Genomic DNA, 21,101 nt, shown 5'->3' with positions numbered 1-21,101 from the left:
AAAAAAATGCCCCGCACTTGGCGGGGCATTTTTATGCGCGACGGTTAAGTATCACAGCCCGTCGAGCATCGCCTTGTTACGCACCGCACCCTTGTCGGCGCTGGTCGCCAGCAGGGCGTAGGCCTTGAGGGCGGTGGTCACTTTGCGTGGACGTATTTCCACCGGTTTCCAGCCCTTCTTGTCCTGCTCGACCCGGCGTGCAGCCAGTTCTTCGTCGCTGATCAACAGGTTGATCGAGCGGTTCGGAATGTCGATCAGCACCTTGTCACCGTCCTGCACCAGACCGATCGCGCCGCCGGCTGCAGCTTCTGGCGAAGCGTGGCCGATGGACAGGCCGGAGGTGCCGCCGGAGAAACGGCCATCGGTCAGCAGGGCGCAGGCTTTGCCCAGGCCTTTGGATTTCAGGTACGACGTCGGGTAGAGCATTTCCTGCATGCCCGGGCCGCCTTTCGGGCCTTCGTAGCGAATGATGACGATGTCGCCTTCCTTCACTTCGTCGGCGAGGATGCCGCGCACGGCGCTGTCCTGGCTTTCGAAGATCTTCGCGTTGCCTTCGAAGACGTGGATCGACTCATCGACGCCGGCGGTTTTCACCACGCAGCCGTCCAGGGCGATGTTGCCGTACAGCACGGCCAGGCCGCCTTCTTTCGAATAGGCGTGCTCGAAGCTGCGGATGCAGCCGTTTTCACGGTCGTCGTCCAGGGTTTCCCAACGGGTCGACTGGCTGAACGCTGTTTGCGTCGGAATGCCTGCCGGGCCGGCCTTGAAGAAATGATGCACGGCTTCATCGTCGGTCTGGGTGATGTCCCACTTGGCGATGGCTTCTTCCATGCTGCGGCTGTGCACGGTCGGCAGGTCGGTGTGCAGCAGGCCGCCACGGGCCAGCGAACCGAGGATGCTGAAGATGCCGCCGGCGCGGTGCACGTCTTCCATGTGGTACTTCTGGATGTTCGGCGCGACTTTGCACAGTTGTGGCACTACGCGCGACAGGCGATCGATGTCGCGCAGGTCGAACGCAATCTCGGCTTCCTGGGCAGCGGCCAGCAGGTGCAGGATGGTGTTGGTCGAGCCGCCCATGGCGATGTCGAGCATCATCGCGTTCTCAAACGCCTTGAAGTTGGCGATGTTGCGCGGCAGTACCGACTCGTCGTTCTCGCCGTAGTAGCGTTTGCACAGTTCGACGATGGTACGGCCGGCCTGCAGGAACAGCTGTTCGCGGTCACTGTGGGTGGCGAGGGTCGAACCGTTGCCCGGCAATGCGAGGCCCAGGGCTTCGGTCAGGCAGTTCATCGAGTTGGCGGTGAACATGCCGGAGCACGAACCGCAGGTCGGGCAGGCGCTGCGCTCGTACTCGGCAACCTTCTCGTCAGAAGCGCTGGAGTCGGCGGCGATGACCATGGCGTCGACGAGGTCGAGACCGTGGCTGGCCAGTTTGGTCTTGCCGGCTTCCATCGGGCCGCCGGAGACGAAGATCACCGGAATGTTCAGGCGCAGGGCGGCCATCAGCATGCCCGGGGTGATCTTGTCGCAGTTCGAGATGCAGACGATGGCGTCGGCGCAGTGGGCGTTGACCATGTACTCGACGGAGTCGGCGATGATCTCGCGGCTCGGCAGCGAATAGAGCATGCCGTCGTGGCCCATGGCGATGCCGTCGTCCACGGCGATGGTGTTGAATTCTTTCGCCACGCCACCGGCGCGTTCAATTTCACGGGCAACCAGTTGGCCCAGGTCCTTCAGGTGAACGTGGCCCGGTACGAACTGGGTGAAGGAGTTGGCAATCGCGATGATCGGCTTCTTGAAGTCGTCATCTTTCATCCCGGTGGCGCGCCACAGTGCGCGGGCGCCGGCCATGTTGCGGCCGTGGGTGGATGTTTTCGAACGGTAATCTGGCATGGAGCACTCCGGGCGGCTAATCACTTACTAATCAGGTGCAAAAGGGGAGTGAGCTTCTATTGACGTCTGGAACACTCAGAAATGGCCGTGTGTCCTGAAGTTGCCGATGACGTTGCGGGATCGCCGCTGGTCTCAGCCTGAGCTCATAAACCCGCCGGGGATGAATGGCGATGAATCTCGCGATTCTACACCGCTGGCGTCAGGAGGGAATGGCGCAAAACGTTGTTCCAGCGCTGACGCCCCGTGCGGAATGACGACTGGCAGGTTTAATCGCCGCCCGGCTGTGCGATGGCACCGGTTTGCAGGATTCTGGCGCGACGGCTGATCCGGTTGTTCAAGGCGAGCGCCACACCACTGAGCAAGACAAAGCTGTAGCCCAGGGTGGATTGCAGGTTGGTCGGGCTCAGACTGATCAAGGCACTGATCAAACCGCCGCAGATGAAAATGATCGTGCTGCCGGCCGAAGCCGAAGTGCCGGCGATGTCCGGAAACAGGCTCATGGCCCGTGAGGTGGCGGCCGGTCGGGCGATGGTGGTGCCGGCGGTGCAGATCAGCATCGGGATCAGCACTGTCGCCGGAGCCAGTGCAAAGCTCGACGACAGGTACAGCATGGTCACACCGGCGAACAGGATCAGGCTCAAACCGACGACCATCTGCTGGCCGCTGGTGATGCGCCTGCTCAGCACGCTGGCGAGGATGCCCCCGGTGACGTACGCCGCACCGTAGATCAGCAGGATCAAGGAAAATTCGTAGGCGGACAATTGCAGCCGGTCCATGAAGATCAGTGGCGAGATCACGATGAATGAAAAGTGGCAGGCGAACGCGAATGCCGAAATCAGCCAGTAGCCGACGAAGTCGAAATCCCCCAGCACCCGACGGTAGGCCTTGAGGAAGTGTGTACGTGTGCCGCTGGTGGTCGGTCGGCTGTTTTCCAGAAACAGACAGGCCTTGAGCAATACCACGGCGGATAATGCGATGAACACCCAGAAGCTGCCACGCCAACCCAACGTTGCCTGCATGAAAGTCCCTGCCAGCGGTGATACCGAGATGAAAATCCCGCCGGCGGTGACCATCAGGATTCGCAGGCGATCACGTTCCTCGCCTTCGAACAGATCCTGGACCAACGCCTGGGACAGCACGAAGCAACCGCAACCCAGCGCCTGAACGACCCGGAATATCAGGAACAGCGAATAGTCCGAGGTCATCACACACCCGAGGGCGCCGAGCATTGAAACGCTCATGCCGGCGAGCAGCAGGCCCTTGCGACCGATCACATCCGACAGCGGCCCGATCAGCAACTGGGCGAAGGCGATGCCGACGGCGAACAGGCTGATGGACAGTGCGATGTCCGCCGGAGTGCTGCGAAAGTGTTCGGCCAGCGCCGGGAACGAAGGCAGCAGGACATCCAGCGGAAATACACCCAGCAACACCATCGCCAGCAACAGGCTGACGGCCCCGCGACGTTGTCGGGTCGTCACCCCGGGTTTTCCTTTATCCATCGATCAATCCTGCCTTGGCGAAAAGTATCTGGTTTTGAGGTTCAGTGAAAAATCCGGCTTTCTTCAGTGCATTCAACGTGGCGACGCTGCCTGCCCGTGCGCGCGATCGGGTGGCTTGCACCGTTACCAGCTTGCCGAGTATCTCCGTCACGACGCTGTCTGCGATCCCGGCGTTGTACAGGCTTTGCCGCAGCCACGGTTCATCGATTTCGAAGAAGATCCCGAGGATCTCAAGCAGGGTGGCGGCGGCGAACGTTCGTTGTTGCGCGCCCAGGTGCAGCCAGAGGTAGTGGAACACTTCAGTGAAGTAGCGACTGTGGCGCGCTTCGTCCGCGAGGTGATCGCGCAGCATGTCGTTGACCCCGGACACCAGGCTGTCCCGGCAGACGTCGAGCAGTTCCCGGGCAATGATGGTTTCCGAGACGAAGCCGAGCAGGAACCCTGTCAGCGGTCGCTGCTCTTGAGGGGTTCTGGCGATCAGCCCGTTCATCCGCGTGATGCGCCTGGGCATCACCGGGCGCCCGGTGATGGCGTAGAACCCGGCGATCTGTTCCGCGACCTGATGGGAAAACAGGGCGTGGTAGCCCTCATCGGTGTAGAGCTGCAGTGCAGCGGTTTTCATGGAGGGCGGAACATCGACCGGCAGTTCGCCGTGGACGATGACTTCCACGGCGCGATTGACGATGCGGTGTTCAAGCAACGTGGTGTAGTCGAGAAAATGCACCAGATGACTGGCCGTGAGCCGATGCACTACCGAACGGCCCGCCGCTTCGATGGCCGGGTGGGCAAGATAGGGCAGAAATGCCGGCGGGAACCAATGACGGGTTTCCAGTTGTTGCGCGATGTCAGCCGGCAAGCGGTAATCGTGGGCGCTGGTACGCACCGAAGCGCGGGTGTTCCAGTCGCCTAGTGAAAACTCGAAGGCCGGGGCTTGGGAGAGAAGGCTCATGCTTGCGACTCACGCAGCAGGTCGCGCATTTCCTGGCACATCGCCTGACCGTCGCTTTCGCCGCAACCGACAAAGAACAGCGGTTGCTCGGTACCGTTCTCCAGTTGCAGCAATGTGTCAACCTGATCGTCGGCGAATGCACCTGTCAGCCAGGTGTTCATGCCTAGCGCGGTGGCGGCCAGTTGAAACGTCTGTGAAAGATGCCCGGCCTCGACGAACGCCATTCGGTAGGCGCGCGAGTGGGGATACTTCCACCAGAGCCTGTCGAAACGGGCGGTGATGAACAGGCCCAGTGGCAGGTTGTTGATGAAGTGCTGGCCTCCCAGCAGATTGCCCAGCGCTGTGTCGGGCGACGGGTTGATCAGGCTCAAGGCGTGTTCGGTCGGGTGATAGGCATATACGCCAGGTGCCAGTCCTTCGACGTTCTGGATCAGCAGGTAACCTTCGCAGGCATTGAGCCCGCCACCGGAAGGGCTGCTGCGGCGGGCGTCGAGTCCTTCGGCAATGCTGTCGTCGCAATCGCCTTCGCGCTCGTGCAGATAGCCGAGAGTCAGGTACAGCAAGGAGCCGACATCACTCAGCCGAACGGCTGAACCGGTGAAGGACCGGCAGGTTTTTCGCCGGGTCAGGGCGTTCGACAGACTGTCGTCATTCAATGTCGACGGCGCGGGGAGAGCGATGCGTCTGCCTGGGGGGCGCTCAGCCGTGTCATCGGCCGGGGGCGAGGAGGCGAGCACTTCGTTGCAATGTTCCAGGTATTGTCTGGCCCATTCATGAATGTTTTTCGGAATGTATTCGCAGGGAATGTTGCGGGTGCCGATGTGATAAATCTTCGACAGTTCATCCCAGCCCCATATGGGGTTGTTTATTGTCGATGTTGTCAGTATTCCGGCATTGAGTAACTGTGTATCTATGATGTTGTCGTTGTCGTACAGCTCGGGGTTGTGGATTAGTTGTGCCAGGCGAGATGAATAGTCCAGATCGAGTTCATGTTGCGTGTGATCTTTATAGTTCCAGACTATTTGTCCTGGCGTGCGCGGCAATATGAATAGATAGGGATTTATTTGCATGTTAAGGCAAGGCTCTCTGGATAGGTCATCAAAGACGCTGGGTAGCCGGCAATACCCAGCGCCGCCTTACTTATCGGGTTTTAGGTGCAACCAGAAAAGCCAGGTTTGCGATTTTTCGGGATTCCAGAGTAATTGCTTTCATGTTTGAACTCCTTGTTCATTGATGCTTCGTTGTTTGTTGAGTGTCACCTCGTGGTGACGACTTAATAATAGTTTGTAATGGATTAATCGCAAGCGGATATTAAGTAGGAATATTCCAGTAATTTTGTCGGAGTGATCTTCCGCTTGAAAAGGTCTTGTAAGTTAGATATTGGTAAATGATGGATGTAAGGAAATGTCCTGCACGCTGACCGGACGATAAATGTAGGAAAGCCAATAACGGAAGGCAAAAAGAAGGGGAGCCCGTTGGCTCCCCTTCTTTTATGCATCGATACCGTTAGCTGTTGGGCAGCAGACGGCAGGTGATGCTCTTGATGTAGCGGGTTTCCGGAATGGCCGGGTGCACCGGGTGATCCGGGCCCTGACCACCACGCTCCAGCAGCTGGATGTTGCGGTCCAGGTGGCGGGCGCTGGTCAGCAGGATGTTCTGCAGGTCGTCTTCCGGCAGATGCATCGAGCACGAAGCGCTGAACAGGATGCCGTCCTTGTTGAGCAGGCGCATGGCTTGCTCGTTCAGGCGGCGGTAGGCGCCTTCACCGTTTTTCATGTCCTTCTTGCGTTTGATGAACGCAGGCGGGTCGGCAACGATCACGTCGAAGCGTTCTTCGCTGGCCTTGAGTTCCTTCAGGGCTTCGAAGACGTCGCCTTCGATGCAGGTCATTTTGTCGGCGAAGCCGTTCAGCGCGGCGTTGCGCTCAACACCGTCGAGGGCGAAGCCCGAGGCATCGACGCAGAACACTTCGCTGGCGCCGAATGCGGCAGCCTGCACACCCCAGCCACCGATGTAGCTGTAGAGGTCCAGCACGCGTTTGCCTTTGGCGTAAGGGGCCAGGCGCGCGCGGTTCATGCGGTGGTCGTAGAACCAGCCGGTTTTCTGGCCCTGAATCACCGGGGCTTCGAATTTCACGCCGTTCTCTTCCAGCGCCACCCACTCCGGCACCAGGCCGAACACGGTTTCGGTGTAGCGCTCGAGGCCTTCGGCATCACGGGCGGCGGAATCGTTCTTGAACAGGATGCCGCTTGGCTTGAGCACTTGGGTCAGCGCCGCGATCACGTCATCTTTATGCGCTTCCATGGTCGCCGAAGCGATCTGCACCACGAGGATGTCGCCGAAACGGTCGACCACCAGACCCGGCAGCAGGTCGGAATCACCGTAGACCAGACGATAGAACGGCTTGTCGAACAGGCGATCGCGCAGCGACAGGGCCACGTTCAGGCGATGCACCAGCAGCGACTTGTCCAGCGGCAGCTTGATGTCGCGCGACAGCAGGCGGGCGCAGATCAGGTTGTTCGGGCTCATGGCGACGATGCCCAGCGGCTTGCCGCCGGCGGCTTCGAGGATCGCCTGGTCGCCGGCCTTGAAGCCGTGCAACGGGGTCGCGGCCACGTCGATTTCGTTGCTGTAGATCCACAGGTGACCGGCGCGCAGGCGACGGTCGGCGTTGGCTTTGAGGCGCAAGCTAGGCAGGGACATGACGTCGCTCCGGAAAAAAGAGCGGGAGTATACCGTGTTGCGCTGCACGCGGGTTCGGTGCTGGACATGTGGCGCGCAAGCCCGGCCTGTCAGCGGATGAAGGCAGAATTGGCCAAATGGTCTTGAATGAAAGTTTCCGTCGATCTGCCCCCGATGTGTCGTTCGTCGGTTTTTAGGGGTTAGAATCGCCGCCTGTCCCAGAGTGTGTACTTATGTCCCAAGAGCTGACCACCGAACAGATTCAACAGTCCCTGCAAGGCATCAGCGTGCCTGCGCAACCGCAGATCATGGTGGATCTGCAAATGGAGCAGTACATGCCCGACCCGGATCTGGAGACGATCGCCAAGCTGATCTCCCAGGACCCCGGCCTGTCCGGCTCTCTGTTGAAAATCGTCAATTCGCCGTATTACGGCCTGAGCAACAAGATCACTTCGATCAAGCGCGCGGTGAACCTGCTGGGCAGTCGTTCGATCATCAACCTGATCAACGCGATGTCGATCAAGGGCGAGATGAACGATGACACCATCGTCACCCTGAACCGCTTCTGGGATACCGCCCAGGACGTGGCCATGACCTGCCTGACCCTGGCCAAGCGCGTCGGCACCGAGGCGAGCGACGAGGCCTACGCATTGGGCCTGTTCCATGACTGCGGCGTGCCGCTGATGCTCCAGCGTTTCCCGGATTACATGAAGACACTCGAAGAGGCCTATGCCAACGCGGGTGCCGAACGCCGGGTTGTGGACACCGAGAACGATGTCTACAACACCAATCACTCGGTGGTCGGTTACTACACCGCCAAGTCCTGGCGCCTGCCGGAACACGTCAGCGCGGCCATCGCCAACCACCACAATGCGATGGCGATCTTCAGCGACGAGACTTCGCGCAACAGCCAGATGAAAAACCTGCTGGCGATCCTGAAAATGGCCGAGCACATCTGCGCGTCGTATCGGGTGCTGGGCAACCAGACCGAAGACTTCGAATGGCAGGCCGTCGGGCCGCTGGTGCTCGAATACATCGGCCTTTCGGATTACGACTTCGAAACGTTGAAGCAGACGATCCGCGAACTTGGCGCACATTGATTTAGCAAACTGATTCGAGACCCCCATGCCTGAATTGCCGGAAGTCGAAACCACCCGTCGCGGCATCGCCCCGCACCTGGAAGGCCAGCGCGTCAGCCGGGTGATCGTGCGTGACCGGCGGCTGCGCTGGCCGATTCCCGAAGACCTCGATGTGCGCCTGTCCGGGCAGCGCATCGTGCTGGTCGAGCGGCGCGCCAAGTATTTGCTGATCAACGCCGAGGTCGGCACGCTGATCAGCCATTTGGGCATGTCGGGCAATCTGCGGCTGGTTGACGTCGGGCTGCCGGCGGCCAAACACGAGCATGTCGACATCGAGCTGGAATCCGGCCTGGCCCTGCGCTACACCGATCCGCGGCGCTTCGGCGCGATGCTCTGGAGTACCGACCCGCTCAATCACGAATTGCTGATTCGTCTGGGGCCGGAGCCGTTGACTGACCTGTTTGATGGCGAGCGGTTGTTTCAGCTATCACGAGGGCGGTCGATGGCGGTCAAGCCGTTCATCATGGATAACGCAGTGGTGGTGGGCGTCGGCAATATTTACGCGACTGAAGCGCTGTTCGCCGCCGGTATCGATCCGCGTCGCGAAGCCAAGGGCATTTCCCGGGCGCGCTATCTGAAGCTGGCAATCGAGATCAAGCGCATCCTCGCCGCCGCCATCGAACGTGGCGGCACCACGTTGCGCGATTTCATCGGTGGCGACGGGCAGCCGGGGTATTTCCAGCAGGAACTGTTTGTCTACGGGCGTGGCAACGAGCACTGCAAAGTCTGCGGCACCGGTCTGCGGGAAGTGAAACTGGGTCAGCGTGCCAGCGTCTTCTGTCCGCGCTGCCAAAGCTGAGCGCAAAAGCTGAAAAAGTCCTACGGTCTATAGTGAGTTGTCTCACTGTTCAGCCCGAAGGATCGTGCCATGAAATCCTCGCAAGCCCTGTTCCTCGCACTGCTGCTGTGTTCCGGCCTGACCGTTCATGCCACGGAAGGCGGCAGCGGTGACCCGCGATACGCCATCCAGAACCCGCCAGCCTACGCCATGCTCGGCGATCTGCTGATTGCCCGCCCCTTGCTGGTAGCGGCGACAGTGATCGGTGCGGGGGCGTTTGTGGTGTCTTTGCCGTTTACCGCGCTGGGTGGCGGCGTCGGCGATGCGGGGGAGGCGCTGGTGGTGGCACCGGCGAAAGCGGCGTTCGTGCGCTGCCTGGGCTGTACCGGGGAAGGATTCGAGCAGCGTGAGTAACGCGATCGCAGCCTGGCGCTGCGATCGGGGTCAGAGGCTCAAGCCTTGCCGGTAATCTTGCGGTACTTCTCCATCAACTGTTCTTCAGTCTCCGGATGGGCTTCGTCCAGTGGAATGCAATCCACCGGGCAGACCTGCTGGCACTGCGGCTCGTCGTAGTGGCCGACGCACTGGGTGCACAGGTTCGGATCGATCACGTAGATCTCTTCGCCCTGGGAAATGGCGGCGTTCGGGCACTCAGGTTCGCAGACGTCGCAGTTGATGCAATCGTCGGTGATGATCAGGGACATGCTAACTCCAGCCGGGGCGGCGGGCCCGGGCGCAATAAATCAATGCGCGCAATTGTGCCGCATTGGCGCCCGCAGTGCACGCGGGCGCCGTTTGAACGGTCGTTACTTCTTGAAGCGCAGGGTCAGGGCGTCAGCCACCGCCGGGTGGACGAACTTGCTGATATCGCCGCCCAGGGCTGCAATTTCCCGCACCAGCGTCGAGGAAATGAACGAATAACGCTCGGACGGGGTGAGGAACAGGCTCTCCACATCCGGTGCCAGTTGGCGGTTCATGTTGGCCAGCTGGAATTCGTATTCGAAGTCCGACACCGCGCGCAAACCACGCAGGAACACATTGGCGTTCTGCTCTTTGGCGAAATGCGCCAGCAGCGTCGAGAAGCCGACCACTTCCACGTTCGGCAGGTGTTTGGTGACCTCGCGAGCCAGCTCGACCCGTTGTTCCAGCGGGAACAGCGGATTCTTCTTGGGGCTGGCGGCGACGGCGATGATCACATGGTCGAACAGGCGCGAGGCGCGTTCGACCAGATCGCCATGGCCCTTGGTAATAGGGTCGAAGGTACCTGGGTACAACACTCGGTTCATCGCGTCGTCCTGGCGGGAATCCGTTGGGGAGTCGGATGGTATCGCAGCCGTCCCGGTCGGCCAAGTCGCCTTTTGGGTAAGAAAGCACTATAGACGGTACGAATCTTCGGCTTTTTCACGAGTTTCTCAGCCGTTCGCCGAGGGATGTCGCCAGTTGCGCCGTCAGACCATACACCGACAGCTGCGGGTTGGCGCCGATGCTGGTGGGGAACAGCGAGCCGTCATGAATCGACAGATTGCGCAGTTGATGATGCCGGCCAAGACTGTCGGTGACGGCGGTTTTCGGGTCTTCGCCCATTGCACAACCGCCCATGACGTGGGCGCTGCCCAGGCGTGTGCGGTACAGCTCAAGGCTCAAGCCGTCGATCATTTTGCGTGCCTCGGCCAGACTGTTCACATAGCGCGCATCGGCGTGCATCGGCATCACCGCTTTGGCGCCACCGGCGAACTGGATTTCGGCCATGACGTGGAAGGCCCGGCGCAAACCGTCCCAGGCGTAGGACGACACCTGATAATCGAGCACCGGCGAGCCGTCGCCACGCAATTCGACACTGCCGCCCTGGCTGTCCTGATGAAAGCCGTCACGCAGCAACGCCAGCATGGCGTGGGTGTGCGGAAGATCCGCCATGTGTTGCGCGTTTTCCTGGCCGAAGCCGCCGAGCAGGGTGGCAGCCAGCGCCGGGTGCAGCGGCGGCACTTCGAGTTTGAAGGCCATCGGCCCGGTGGTGCCGTCCTTCCACTGGAAGTGGTCGGAGTAGATCGACTGCGGCGCGCCATAAAACGGGTTGATGACCTCGTCGAAGCGCCCGGCGGACATGTTCACCGGGTGCAGAAAGGTGCGTTTGCCGAGGCGCTGATGGGGATCCGGCGCATCCGAGCGCAGCAGCAGGGCAGGGCTGTTGATCCCGCCGCCGGCCAGCACGTAATGGCGGGCCTTGACCGTGATCTTGCGTCCGGTCGGCTCGACGCAGCGTTCGTCCATTGCCACGCATTGCAGTCCGGTCACTTTGTCGCCGCTGATCAACAGCTTCTCGGCACGGGCCAGATAAAGCAGTTCACCGCCCTTTTCCAGGGTCGCCGGAATGGTCGTGACCATCATCGATTGTTTGGCGTTGGTCGGGCAGCCCATGCCGCAATAACCCAGATTCCAGCAGCCGCGCACGTTGCGCGGGATCACGTGCCAGCTGTAGCCCAGTTGTTCGCAGCCTTTGCGGATTACGTCGTTGTTGGCGTTGGGCGGGATCATCCATGGCGCTACGCCGAGGCGCTGCTCCATTTTTTCGAACCACGGCGCCATGTCGGCGGGGCTGTGGCCTTTGACGTTGTGTTCTTTAGCCCAGTGTTCGAGGGTCGGCTCGGGGGTTCGGAAGCTCGATGTCCAGTTGATCAGGGTGGTGCCGCCGACCGCGCGGCCCTGAAGGATGGTGATCGCGCCGTCCTTGCTCATGCGGCCGATGCCTTCCTGATAGAGGCTGCTGTAGGCCTTGTCTTCCAGCATTTTGAAGTCGCTGCTGGTCTTGAGCGGACCTTCTTCGATCAGCAGCACTTTATAACCGGCGGCGCTGAGGATTTCCGCCGTGGTGCCGCCGCCGGCACCGCTGCCGATGATGGCCACGTCGGCTTCCAGAGTCAGGTCGTCGGTCAGTTGTGCGCCGTTGTAGGTTTTCCAGCCACGGGCAAGGCCTTCGCGAAACGGGTCAGGTACGGGCATCAATCAGGCTCTCTTATTATTTTTCGGAGGAGGCGCGCGTCTCAGACGGTGGGCGGGCCGGGATAACCGCAGTGCGCCCAGGATTCGGCGCGGGTGTACCAGGCCATCATCACCATTTGCTGCAGGGAGCTGTGGCCCATGCGCAGCAGGCTCAACGAACTGTTTTCCCAGCGCTCGAGGAAGTGTCGGATCGCCTCCGGGCTGGCGTTTTCCCAGCTGCCCCAGATTCCGGTCAGCGGTCCTCGGGTCACGGCCATGCCCAGCACGTCGAACAGTTGCCGGGTCAGCTTGAGCATTTCCGGCGACAGGTGATCGAGGCTGTAGTCCAGGGACTTCAGCGCTCCGTCGACAGCGGTGGGCATCTTCTCCACTGCGACGGCGCCCTCGAGCATCACCGGAATCAAGGCGCGCAGAAAAAGCAGGTCGCCGCTGCGCAACGCGGTGAATCCGTTGGCCGATACGCTCGACGAACAGCCGCTGAGGCTGGCGCCGAGGCCGGCGGTGGCGAGGAAAGCCGTGGCGCCCAGGCTGAATTTCAGCAGGCCACGGCGCGACAGTGCAGGTGTTTCGGTCAGGCTTGGGTGCATTGTTGTTATTACCCGGCGGTGACGTTAGCGAATGAACAGTTTCTGGATCAGTTTCTGGATGGATTTGCCGTACGGCGGGTAGATCAGCTTCGCCGCGTTGAAGCGCTGTTTAACCAGTACACCCTTGGCCTTGCTGAAGGTCAGAAAACCTTCGTGCCCGTGGTAATGGCCCATCCCCGACGGCCCGATACCGCCGAAGGGCATGTCGTCCTGGGCCACATGCAGCAACGTATCGTTGAGGCAGACGCCGCCGGAATGGGTTTCGTGGAGCACGCGCTTTTGTTCGCGTTTGTCGTAGCCGAAGTAGTAAAGAGCCAGAGGACGTGGCCGTTGATTGATGTAAGCAAATGCCTGATCCAGATCCTGATACGGCACGATCGGCAGCAGCGGGCCGAAGATTTCGTCCTGCATCACCGTCATCTCGTCACTGACATTCAGCAGCAGGCTGTGAGGCATGCGTCGGCCCTGGCCCTGGTCGAACAGCGGAATCAGCAGCGCGCCCTTGCTGGTGGCGTCGCTGAGGTAGCTGTTCAGCCGCGCCAATTGGCGCTCGTTGATGATGGCGGTGTAGTCCGGGTTGTCGGCGAGTGTCGGATAAAACCCGCGCACGGCCTGGCGATAGGCTTCGACGAAACCGCCGACCCGATCTTCCGGCACCAGCACGTAGTCCGGGGCCACGCAGGTCTGGCCGGCGTTGAGCGTCTTGCCGAAGGCGATGCGCTCGGCGGCGTCCTTGAGCGGCACATCGCGGGAGACGATGGCCGGGGATTTGCCGCCCAGTTCGAGAGTCACTGGCGTGAGGTTTTCCGCCGCTGCGCGCATCACGTGCTTGCCGATGCTGGTGGCGCCGGTGAACAGCAGGTGATCGAAGCGTAGTTTCGAGAACGCCACGCCGACATCGGCCTCGCCGAGCACCACGCAAACCAGGTCTTCCGGGAAGATCCGCGCCAGCAACTCCTTGAGCAGCAGGCCGGTGGCCGGGGTCGATTCGCTGAGTTTGAGCATCACCCGATTGCCCGCTGCGAGCGCGCCGGTCAACGGGCCCATGGCCAGAAACAGAGGGTAGTTCCAAGGCACGATCACGCCGACCACGCCCAGCGGCTGATACACCACTTTTGCCGATGCCGGCTGGAAGGCGACACCCACTTTGCGCCGCGATGGCTTCATCCACTGGCTGATATGGCGGCTGGCGTAATGAATGCCATGCAGGCTCGGCATCAACTCGGCGAGCAGGGTTTCATCGGCGCTGCGGTGGCTGAAATCCGAACTGATCGCCTCGACCAGCGCCTGCCGTTCGCTGCTCAGCAGATCGCGCAACGCCTTGAGCCATTGCTGGCGCTGGGCGGCCGGCGGCATCGGGTTGGCGGCGTAGGCGGCGCGCTGCGCGTTGAACAACCGGTTGAGCTCTTCCAGCGGCTGTTGCAACGATTGCAGGTAGGCAATATCGGCGGTCATTGTCGGCTCCGGATTTGTTGTCGTGAGGAACTTTTTAGAGTCTATGCTCTAGAAAGTCAAATGACTTCCTTGTGCGTCATGGTTTTATCCCATTCCGGTTAGGTCGTAAGATGCCCCCCAACGCACTCTGAATTAAAGCTCAAGCCATGGCCCCACGGATCAAAACCAGCGAGCGCATCGTGCAGAACAGCCTCGAGCTGTTCAATCAGCAGGGCGAGCGCAGCATCAGCACCAACCACATCGCCGCTCACATGGAGATTTCTCCGGGCAACCTGTACTACCACTTCCCCAACAAGCAGGCGATCATCTCCGTGCTGTTCAGTGAGTACGAAAGCCTGGTGGACAGCTTCCTGCGCCCGCCTCAGGGGCGTGCGGCGACGGTCGAAGACAAGCGTTTCTATCTCAAGGAACTGTTGTCGGCGATGTGGCGCTACCGCTTCCTGCATCGCGATCTTGAGCACCTGCTCGACAGCGACCCGGACCTGGCCGGGCGTTACCGGCGCTTTTCCCAGCGCTGTGTGATTCAGGGCGCGGCGATCTATGAAGGCTTCGTCGCCGCCGGCATCCTCAAGATGGACCGGGTGCAGATCGAATCCCTGACCCTCAACGCGTGGATCATCCTCACCTCCTGGGTGCGCTTTCTGTGCACGACCCGGGAAAACTCCAATCACCTCAGCGAGCAGGCCATTAAACGTGGCGTGTATCAGGTGCTGGTGCTGGAAGCGGGGTTTGTCACCGAGCAGGCCCGCGATGAGGTCAACGCACTGTTCGAAGAGTTCTACGTACCGTTGGCCCAGGCCCTCGAAGAAAGGTCCTGACCCATCCGCTCACAGGAGTCGTTCGCTATGCCGATTGCGCAACTGATCAGCCCGACCACGCTGGATGCCCGCAAGGAGCAACCGGGGCTGGTGATTCTCGACTGCCGTTTTGCCCTCGAAGACCCGGACTACGGCCAGCGCAGCTATGCCGAAGGACACATTGCCGGGGCGAGCTATGCCGATCTTGAGCGAGACCTCAGCGGCCCGGTGACCAAGGGCGTGACCGGACGTCATCCGTTGCCGGAGCCGGCAGCGCTGATCGAGCGCCTGCAAGCCTTCGGCATCAACAACGACAGCGACGTGGTTCTGTATGACGACGGCCCCGGTGCCTACGCGGCGCGGGCCTGGTGGTTGCTGGCGTGGCTGGGCAAGCGCGACGGCGTGTTCATTCTCGATGGCGGGCTCAAGGCCTGGCACGCGGCCGGTCTGCCGCTGAGCCTGGATGCGCCTTCGGTGACTCGCGGGACGTTCAGCGGGCATCCGGACAAACATCTGCTGCTCAGCGCCGAGCAATTGCAGCAACGCCTCGGTCAACCGGCTCTGACTCTGCTCGATGCCCGCGCCTTGCCGCGTTTCAAGGGTGAAGTGGAGCCGATCGACCCGATCGCCGGGCACATCCCCGGTGCGCAATGCGCGGCGTTCACCGACAACCTGGGCAGCGATGGGCGTTTCCTGCCGGCCGACCAGCTCAAGCAGCGCTTCGCCGCGAAACTCGGCGCACGTTCGCCGGCCGATCTGGTGGCGTATTGCGGCTCGGGGGTGACGGCGTGTCACAACCTGTTCGCCCTGTGCCTGGCGGGTTATCCGTTGGGTTCGCTGTATGCCGGGTCGTGGAGCGAGTGGATCAATGAGCCTTCGCGCGGTATCGCCACCGGCGAGTAAGCGCGTTCAGCGGTCCAGCCGCGCACTGCGATAGGCCGCTGGCCCCACGCCGTAAACCTGTTTGAACTGCCGGCTCAGATGGCTCTGGTCGGCAAAGCCCAACTGCGTGGCGACTTCTACCGGCAGGCAGCCGCTCTGCAACAAGCCCCGCGCGCAGGCAATCCGCTGTTGCATCAGCCAGGTGTGCGGCGGCATGCCGGTGGCGCGGCGGAACACCCGGGCGAAGTGGAAGGGCGACAGGTTCACCGCAGCCGCCAGTTCTTCCAGGGAGGGTGGCGCCGCCAGTTGCGCGTGCAGCAATTCCTTGGCCATTGCCACCGCTCGATGTTCCTTGCCGGGCTTGCCGTTGATCTGCACCGCCGCGTGGCGTTGCAACAGCAGCATCATCATTTCGCGCCACACCGTTTGCTGTTGCAGCGCGGTGGCGGGGCTTTCCAGCAAGCGGTGCAACTGGCTGAAGCCGTTGACCAGATCCGGATCGCGATAGAGCGTCGCGCCAAAAGCCGGCATCGGCGCAGTCGGCAGTTCCAGTTCTTCGAGCAGCGAGACAATCTTGCCGGTATCCGGATAAAACGCCCGGTACAGCCAACCGTCCTCGGTGCCTTTGTGGCCGGTGTGCAATTCGTCCGGGTTGATCAGCACCAGCGTGCCGCTGCCGGCCAGGTGTTCGGCGCCGCGATAGCGGTAGCGCTGGGCGCCGGCCATGATCATGCCGATCACGTAGCCGTCGTGGACATGCGGGGCGAAGCGATGCTCGATGTAGCGCGCCGACAGTAATTCGACCCCGGCCAGTGGCGCGGTTTGCCAGAAACGGATCGACTCGCCCTGTTCGCTCATGACGTCACCCGCGCCCCGAGTCGGCCAGCCATTGGGGAATGCGCCGTTCCAGGTAATAACCCGGTTGGCGGAACGAGCCATCGACGAAGCCGACATGCCCGCCCTTGCTCTGCAATTCGAACGCGGTCGAACTCGACAGCTCACTGGCTGAAGGCAGGCTGTGGGGGAACACGAACGGGTCGTCCGCCGCTTGAATGATCAGGGTCGGTGTACGGATCTCGCCAAGAAAGTAGCGGCTCGATGCCCGGCGATAGTAATCCTCGGCATCGGCAAAGCCATTCAGTGGCGCCGTCACCCGGCCGTCGAAATCCCAGAAGGTGCGCATGTTTTCCAGTGAGCCGAGGGCGGCCAATGCGGCAAGACCCTCCTCGCGGCCGTCGTGCTGGAACTGGCGCTGCTTGTTCTTGATGTAGGCGACCATCTCGCGCATGAAGTGCGCCTGATAGACCTTCGAGAAACCCTGGCCAATACGGTCGGCGCACTGATCCAGACGAAACGGCACCGACACCGCCACCGCACCGAGCACGCCGCTGGCGCTGCCGGTTTCCCCCAAATGCTTGAGCAGCACGTTGCCGCCGAGGGAGTAGCCGACCGCATACAGCGGCGCCAGTGGCCGCTTGGCCTTCAGATGACGGATGGTTTCGGCGAGGTCTTCGCTGGCGCCGGAATGGTAGCTGCGCGGCAACAGGTTCGGTTCGCCCGAGCAGCCACGCCAGTTCAGCGCAACACTGGCCCAGCCTTGGGCGGCGAGCGCTGCCTGGATTCCGGCGACGTAAGGCGAATTGGAAGAACCAGTCAGCCCGTGCAGCACCAATACCAACGGCGCTTCCGCACTGTGGGGGCCGTGCCAGTCAAGGTCGAGGAAATCGCCGTCGTCCAGCCACAGTCGTTCGCGCTGGCGATCAAGGTGCACGGTTTTGCGCCACAGCGGCCCCCACAAGGTTTGCAGGTGCGGATTGCCGAGGCCGAAGGCGGGGATGAACGGTTTTGACGAAGGGGACACGATTGCTCTCGATGCAGCGCAGCGAGCCTCGGCTGAAGCTCGCCGCTTTTTCAGGCCGGTCGGTTAACCGGCGATCACTGCCATACGTTGCCACAACGCGTAGTACACCCGCCCGGATTTCTGCTCGCGGTGCAGGCGCCAGTTGCCTGGCAGGCCGAGGGTCGATGGCGCGGTTTCGCTTTCAGTGTAGATCCACGAATCATCGGCCAGCCATTGGCGCTCTTCCAGCAGCGTGCAGACGGCTGGCAGCAGGTTCTGGTTGAAGGGCGGGTCGAGGAACACCAGATCGAACGCGGTCGCGGTCTGGGTTTCCAGGTAGCGCAAGGCATCGGCGGTCTGCACGTGGCCGTTGGTGCAGCGCAGCGTGCCGAGGTGTTCTTTCAGGCTGGAGACCGCGACATGGCTGGCATCCAGCGCCTGACCCATGGACGCGCCGCGAGACAGCGCTTCCAGGAACAGCGCGCCGCTGCCGGCGAACGGATCGAGCACCTTGGCCCCGGCAACGTACGGCGCGAGCCAGTTGAACAGGGTTTCACGCACCCGGTCCGGCGTCGGACGCAGGCCCGGCGCATCAGGGAAGCTCAGTTTGCGGCTGCGCCATTCGCCGCCGATGATGCGCAACTGGTTCACACCGTTGTGCAGTTTTTGTACAGGTTTCTTTGGGCTGGCCATTAATGCTCCGGAACCCCGAGCGGCTGCTCGGCAGGTTTATCAGATGGGGCCGGTAACGGCTTTTGCGGCACGGTCGGGCCAGCGCTGACGATGACCAGTTTATCCGTGCTCAAGTGTTTGTTCAGGGCGTCGCGAACCTGCTCGACGGTCAGGCTCTGGGACTGACGCATGAAGTCGTCCAGATAATTCAGCGGCAGGTTGTAGAAACCCATGGCGCCGAGTTGGCCGACGATATCGGCGTTGCTCGCAGTGGACAGCGGGAAGCTGCCGGCCAGTTCGCGCTTGGCGTCATCAAGTTCTTTCTGGGTCGGGCCTGTCTTCAGGTAATCGGCGAGCACATCCTGCACCAGTTTCAGGGTGCCTTCGCTCATTTCCGCGCGGGTCTGCAGATTGATCATGAACGGGCCGCGCGCCTGCATCGGGCTGAACGCCGAATACACGGTGTAGGCCAGACCACGTTTCTCGCGGACTTCACTCATCAAGCGGGTGCCGAAGCCTCCGCCACCGAGGATCTGGTTGCCCATCGACAGTGCGGCGTAGTCCGGGTCGTCACGGTCGATGCCCAGTTGCGCGAGCATCAGATTGGTCTGCTTGGACGGGAACTCGATATGGCCGACGCTGGCCTTCGGCTCCTGCGGCTGGGCGATCTTCGCCAGCGCCGGGCCTTTTGGCAGGGCGGCAGAAACCTGATTGGCAATTGCCTCGGCCTCGGCACGGGACAGGTCGCCGACCAGCGCAATCACCACGTTGCCGGCGGCATACGCCTTGGCGTGGAACTCACGCAGTTGCGCCAGGGTGATCTTCGGTACGCTTTGCGCGCTGCCATCGCTGGAGTGCGCGTACGGGTGATCGCCGTACAGGCGCTTCATCAATTCCAGGCTGGCGAGTTTGCCGGGGCTCTGTTTCTGGTATTCGAAACCGGCGAGCATCTGGTTCTTGATACGCGCGAAGGAGTCGGCGGGGAAGGTCGGTTTGCCGATCACTTCGGAGAACAGCTTCAGTGCCGGTTCGCGTTTGTCGACGGCACTCAGGCTACGCAGCGATGCGATGGCCATGTCCTTGTAGGCGCCGTTGCCGAAATCCGCGCCCAGGCCTTCAAAGCCCTGGGCGATTGCACCGACATCCTTGCCGGCCACGCCTTCGTTGAGCATGGCGTTGGTCAGCAGGGCCAGGCCCGGCGCGTTGCCGTCCTGGCTGCTGCCGGCGGAGAAGATCAGGCGCATATCGAACATCGGCAGTTCGCGAGCTTCGACGAACAACACCTTGGCGCCTTCGGCGGTGTTCCAGGTCTGCACGTCGAGCTTGCGGCTGGCCGGGGCCTTGCCGTCGAGTTCGGCCAGCGATTGCAGCTTCTGGCTGGACTTGGCGTTATCCAGTGCTTCGCTGGCTTTGGAGTTGTCGCTCGGCGCCAGGTAGAACGCGGCGGAACCGATCACCGCCACGGTGATCAGGCCGAGCAGCAACAGGCGTGGGGTTTTGCGCTCACTCATGAGTCGTCTCCAGTGGCAGGACGTGGGCGACGCTGAGACGTTCGCGGGTGAAATACAGCTTGGCGGCGTTCTGGATGTCTTGCGGGGTGACGCTTTCCAGATCGGCCAGTTCGGTGTCCATCAATTTCCACGACAGGCCGACGGTCTCGAGTTGGCCGATGGCGGTGGCCTGGGCAGTGATCGAGTCACGCTCGAAGACCAGGCCGGCGATGACTTGCGCACGCACGCGCTCCAGTTCTTCGGCGGACGGTGCGGTGGTTTTCAACTGTTCCAGCAGTTTCCACAGACCGGCTTCAGCCTGGGCCATGGTCTTTTTCTTCTGGGTGTTCGGTGTGGCGGACAGGGTGAACAGGCTGTCACCGCGTGTGTAGGCGTCATAACTCGACGAACCGCCGGACACCAGCTCTTCGCCGCGCTCCAGTTGGGTCGGGATACGACCGCTGTAGCCGCCGTCCAGCAGTGCCGAAATCAGACGCAAGGCATTGATGGAGCGCTTGTCCTCGACGGTGGCCAGGCTCGGCACGTTGAAACCGAGCATCAGGCTGGGCAGTTGGGTCTGCACATGCAGAGTGATCTGGCGTTCGCCGGGTTCGGCCAGTTCCAGCGGTTTTTTCGCCGGTGGCACGTCGCGTTTCGGGATCGGCCCGAAATAGCGCTGGGCGAGGGTTTTCACCTCGTCCGGGGTCACGTCACCGACCACCACCAGCGTGGCGTTGTTCGGCACATACCAGGACTGGTACCAGTGGCGCAGCTCTTCGACCTTCATCCGGTCGAGGTCGGCCATCCAGCCGATGGTCGGCGTGTGATAGCCGCTGGCCGGGTAGGCCATGGCCTTGTAGCGCTCGTAAGCCTTGGACATCGGTTTGTCGTCGGTGCGCAGGCGGCGCTCTTCCTTGATGACTTCGATTTCCTTGGCGAACTCGTCGGCCGGCAGACGCAGATTGGCCATGCGGTCGGCTTCCAGTTCAAAGGCTACGCCCAGGCGGTCGCGGGCCAGCACCTGGTAGTAGGCGGTGAAGTCATCGCTGGTGAACGCGTTCTCTTCGGCGCCGAGGTCGCGCAGGATCAGCGAGGCTTCACCGGGGCCGACTTTCTCGCTGCCCTTGAACATCATGTGCTCGAGGGCGTGGGACAGACCGGTCTGGCCCGGGGTTTCGTAGCTGGAGCCGACCTTGTACCAGACCTGCGACACCACCACCGGCGCGCGATGATCTTCGCGCACGACGACCTTCAAGCCGTTGTCGAGGGTGAATTCGTGAGTCGGTTGCGGGTCGGCTGCCAGGGCCGAAAGGGGCAGGCAGACTGTGCTGAGCAGCAGGCCTGCGGCGCGGCGGGCTAGAGCATTCATTCGTTTTTAAACCTGTTGGGCTGCCCGCTTGGTCTTAGCCTAGGCGGGCGAGGAGGTGCTAGGATACTGATC

The 21,101-nt window shown here is 61.7% G+C and carries 20 protein-coding genes; 5 read left to right on the top strand and 15 right to left on the bottom strand.

What is annotated here, in order from left to right:
- Positions 1-51: 51 nt before the first annotated feature.
- The 5 genes from ilvD to AC1RME_RS01260 all read right to left on the bottom strand — a co-directional run bounded on the left by ilvD (position 52) and on the right by AC1RME_RS01260 (position 7,044).
- Positions 52-1,893 carry a dihydroxy-acid dehydratase gene (gene ilvD / locus AC1RME_RS01280; RefSeq protein WP_096817537.1) on the bottom strand — a complete coding sequence of 614 codons (1,842 nt, stop codon included), beginning with the start codon at positions 1,891-1,893 and terminating at the stop codon, positions 52-54.
- Positions 1,894-2,159: 266 nt separating this feature from the next.
- On the bottom strand, positions 2,160-3,392 hold the full coding sequence (locus AC1RME_RS01275) for an MFS transporter (protein ID WP_096817539.1): 1,233 nt from the start codon (positions 3,390-3,392) through the stop codon (positions 2,160-2,162).
- Complete coding sequence (locus tag AC1RME_RS01270) at positions 3,385-4,341, bottom strand: diiron oxygenase (protein WP_096817541.1); 957 nt, start codon at positions 4,339-4,341, stop codon at positions 3,385-3,387. The genes AC1RME_RS01275 and AC1RME_RS01270 overlap by 8 nt, the downstream gene beginning before the upstream one ends.
- Entirely contained in the window at positions 4,338-5,411 is a 1,074-nt protein-coding gene (locus AC1RME_RS01265) for a SagB family peptide dehydrogenase (protein ID WP_096817543.1), read from the bottom strand. Before AC1RME_RS01265 ends, AC1RME_RS01270 begins: the two co-directional genes overlap by 4 nt.
- 436 nt (positions 5,412-5,847) lie before the next feature.
- A complete protein-coding gene (locus AC1RME_RS01260; protein WP_096817544.1) occupies positions 5,848-7,044 on the bottom strand; it encodes a class I SAM-dependent rRNA methyltransferase in 1,197 nt (398 codons plus the stop codon).
- A 266-nt stretch (positions 7,045-7,310) separates the two neighbouring features.
- Between AC1RME_RS01260 and AC1RME_RS01255 the strand changes: the two genes are divergently transcribed.
- From AC1RME_RS01255 to AC1RME_RS01245, 3 genes are all read left to right on the top strand, one after another.
- The gene (locus AC1RME_RS01255) at positions 7,311-8,123 is read left to right on the top strand and encodes an HDOD domain-containing protein (protein ID WP_173861305.1); all 813 of its coding nucleotides are present in this window, start codon (positions 7,311-7,313) and stop codon (positions 8,121-8,123) included.
- Positions 8,124-8,148: 25 nt separating this feature from the next.
- Entirely contained in the window at positions 8,149-8,961 is an 813-nt protein-coding gene (gene mutM, locus AC1RME_RS01250) for a bifunctional DNA-formamidopyrimidine glycosylase/DNA-(apurinic or apyrimidinic site) lyase (protein ID WP_096817556.1), read from the top strand.
- Positions 8,962-9,030: 69 nt separating this feature from the next.
- Positions 9,031-9,354: a multidrug transporter gene (locus tag AC1RME_RS01245; protein ID WP_096817559.1), complete on the top strand. Its 324-nt coding sequence runs from the start codon at positions 9,031-9,033 to the stop codon at positions 9,352-9,354.
- A gap of 38 nt (positions 9,355-9,392) precedes the next feature.
- On the opposite strand, the gene AC1RME_RS01240 is transcribed toward AC1RME_RS01245, so the two are convergent.
- From AC1RME_RS01240 to AC1RME_RS01220, 5 genes are all read right to left on the bottom strand, one after another.
- The gene (locus tag AC1RME_RS01240) at positions 9,393-9,644 is read right to left on the bottom strand and encodes a YfhL family 4Fe-4S dicluster ferredoxin (protein WP_003195146.1); all 252 of its coding nucleotides are present in this window, start codon (positions 9,642-9,644) and stop codon (positions 9,393-9,395) included.
- A gap of 102 nt (positions 9,645-9,746) precedes the next feature.
- Positions 9,747-10,226, bottom strand: coding sequence for a pantetheine-phosphate adenylyltransferase (gene coaD, locus AC1RME_RS01235; RefSeq protein ID WP_003229157.1), 480 nt, complete (start codon positions 10,224-10,226; stop codon positions 9,747-9,749).
- A 115-nt stretch (positions 10,227-10,341) separates the two neighbouring features.
- The gene (locus AC1RME_RS01230; RefSeq protein ID WP_096817561.1) at positions 10,342-11,937 is read right to left on the bottom strand and encodes a GMC family oxidoreductase; all 1,596 of its coding nucleotides are present in this window, start codon (positions 11,935-11,937) and stop codon (positions 10,342-10,344) included.
- A 41-nt stretch (positions 11,938-11,978) separates the two neighbouring features.
- On the bottom strand, positions 11,979-12,524 hold the full coding sequence (locus AC1RME_RS01225) for a twin-arginine translocation pathway signal protein (protein WP_096817563.1): 546 nt from the start codon (positions 12,522-12,524) through the stop codon (positions 11,979-11,981).
- Positions 12,525-12,548: 24 nt separating this feature from the next.
- A complete protein-coding gene (locus AC1RME_RS01220; protein WP_096817565.1) occupies positions 12,549-13,979 on the bottom strand; it encodes a coniferyl aldehyde dehydrogenase in 1,431 nt (476 codons plus the stop codon).
- Positions 13,980-14,125: 146 nt separating this feature from the next.
- Between AC1RME_RS01220 and AC1RME_RS01215 the strand changes: the two genes are divergently transcribed.
- Both AC1RME_RS01215 and AC1RME_RS01210 read left to right on the top strand, forming a co-directional pair.
- Positions 14,126-14,797 (top strand): TetR/AcrR family transcriptional regulator, encoded by a 672-nt coding sequence (locus AC1RME_RS01215; protein WP_096817567.1) that lies wholly within the window; start codon positions 14,126-14,128, stop codon positions 14,795-14,797.
- 27 nt (positions 14,798-14,824) lie between these two features.
- Positions 14,825-15,679: a sulfurtransferase gene (locus tag AC1RME_RS01210; RefSeq protein WP_493090288.1), complete on the top strand. Its 855-nt coding sequence runs from the start codon at positions 14,825-14,827 to the stop codon at positions 15,677-15,679.
- Between the two features lie 6 nt (positions 15,680-15,685).
- On the opposite strand, the gene AC1RME_RS01205 is transcribed toward AC1RME_RS01210, so the two are convergent.
- The 5 genes from AC1RME_RS01205 to AC1RME_RS01185 all read right to left on the bottom strand — a co-directional run bounded on the left by AC1RME_RS01205 (position 15,686) and on the right by AC1RME_RS01185 (position 21,029).
- Positions 15,686-16,516, bottom strand: coding sequence for an AraC family transcriptional regulator (locus AC1RME_RS01205; protein ID WP_096817571.1), 831 nt, complete (start codon positions 16,514-16,516; stop codon positions 15,686-15,688).
- A 4-nt stretch (positions 16,517-16,520) separates the two neighbouring features.
- Positions 16,521-17,519: a hydrolase gene (locus AC1RME_RS01200; RefSeq protein WP_096817573.1), complete on the bottom strand. Its 999-nt coding sequence runs from the start codon at positions 17,517-17,519 to the stop codon at positions 16,521-16,523.
- 63 nt (positions 17,520-17,582) lie between these two features.
- Positions 17,583-18,191 (bottom strand): 16S rRNA (guanine(966)-N(2))-methyltransferase RsmD, encoded by a 609-nt coding sequence (rsmD, locus tag AC1RME_RS01195; protein ID WP_096817575.1) that lies wholly within the window; start codon positions 18,189-18,191, stop codon positions 17,583-17,585.
- Positions 18,191-19,681 carry a M16 family metallopeptidase gene (locus AC1RME_RS01190; RefSeq protein WP_096817576.1) on the bottom strand — a complete coding sequence of 497 codons (1,491 nt, stop codon included), beginning with the start codon at positions 19,679-19,681 and terminating at the stop codon, positions 18,191-18,193. Before AC1RME_RS01190 ends, rsmD begins: the two co-directional genes overlap by 1 nt.
- Entirely contained in the window at positions 19,674-21,029 is a 1,356-nt protein-coding gene (locus AC1RME_RS01185) for a M16 family metallopeptidase (RefSeq protein WP_096817578.1), read from the bottom strand. The genes AC1RME_RS01190 and AC1RME_RS01185 overlap by 8 nt, the downstream gene beginning before the upstream one ends.
- Positions 21,030-21,101 lie beyond the last annotated feature (72 nt).

It is taken from the genome of Pseudomonas sp. GW822-FHT03F08 (genome assembly GCF_058801265.1).
This window is presented reverse-complemented; position numbering and strand designations above follow the sequence as displayed.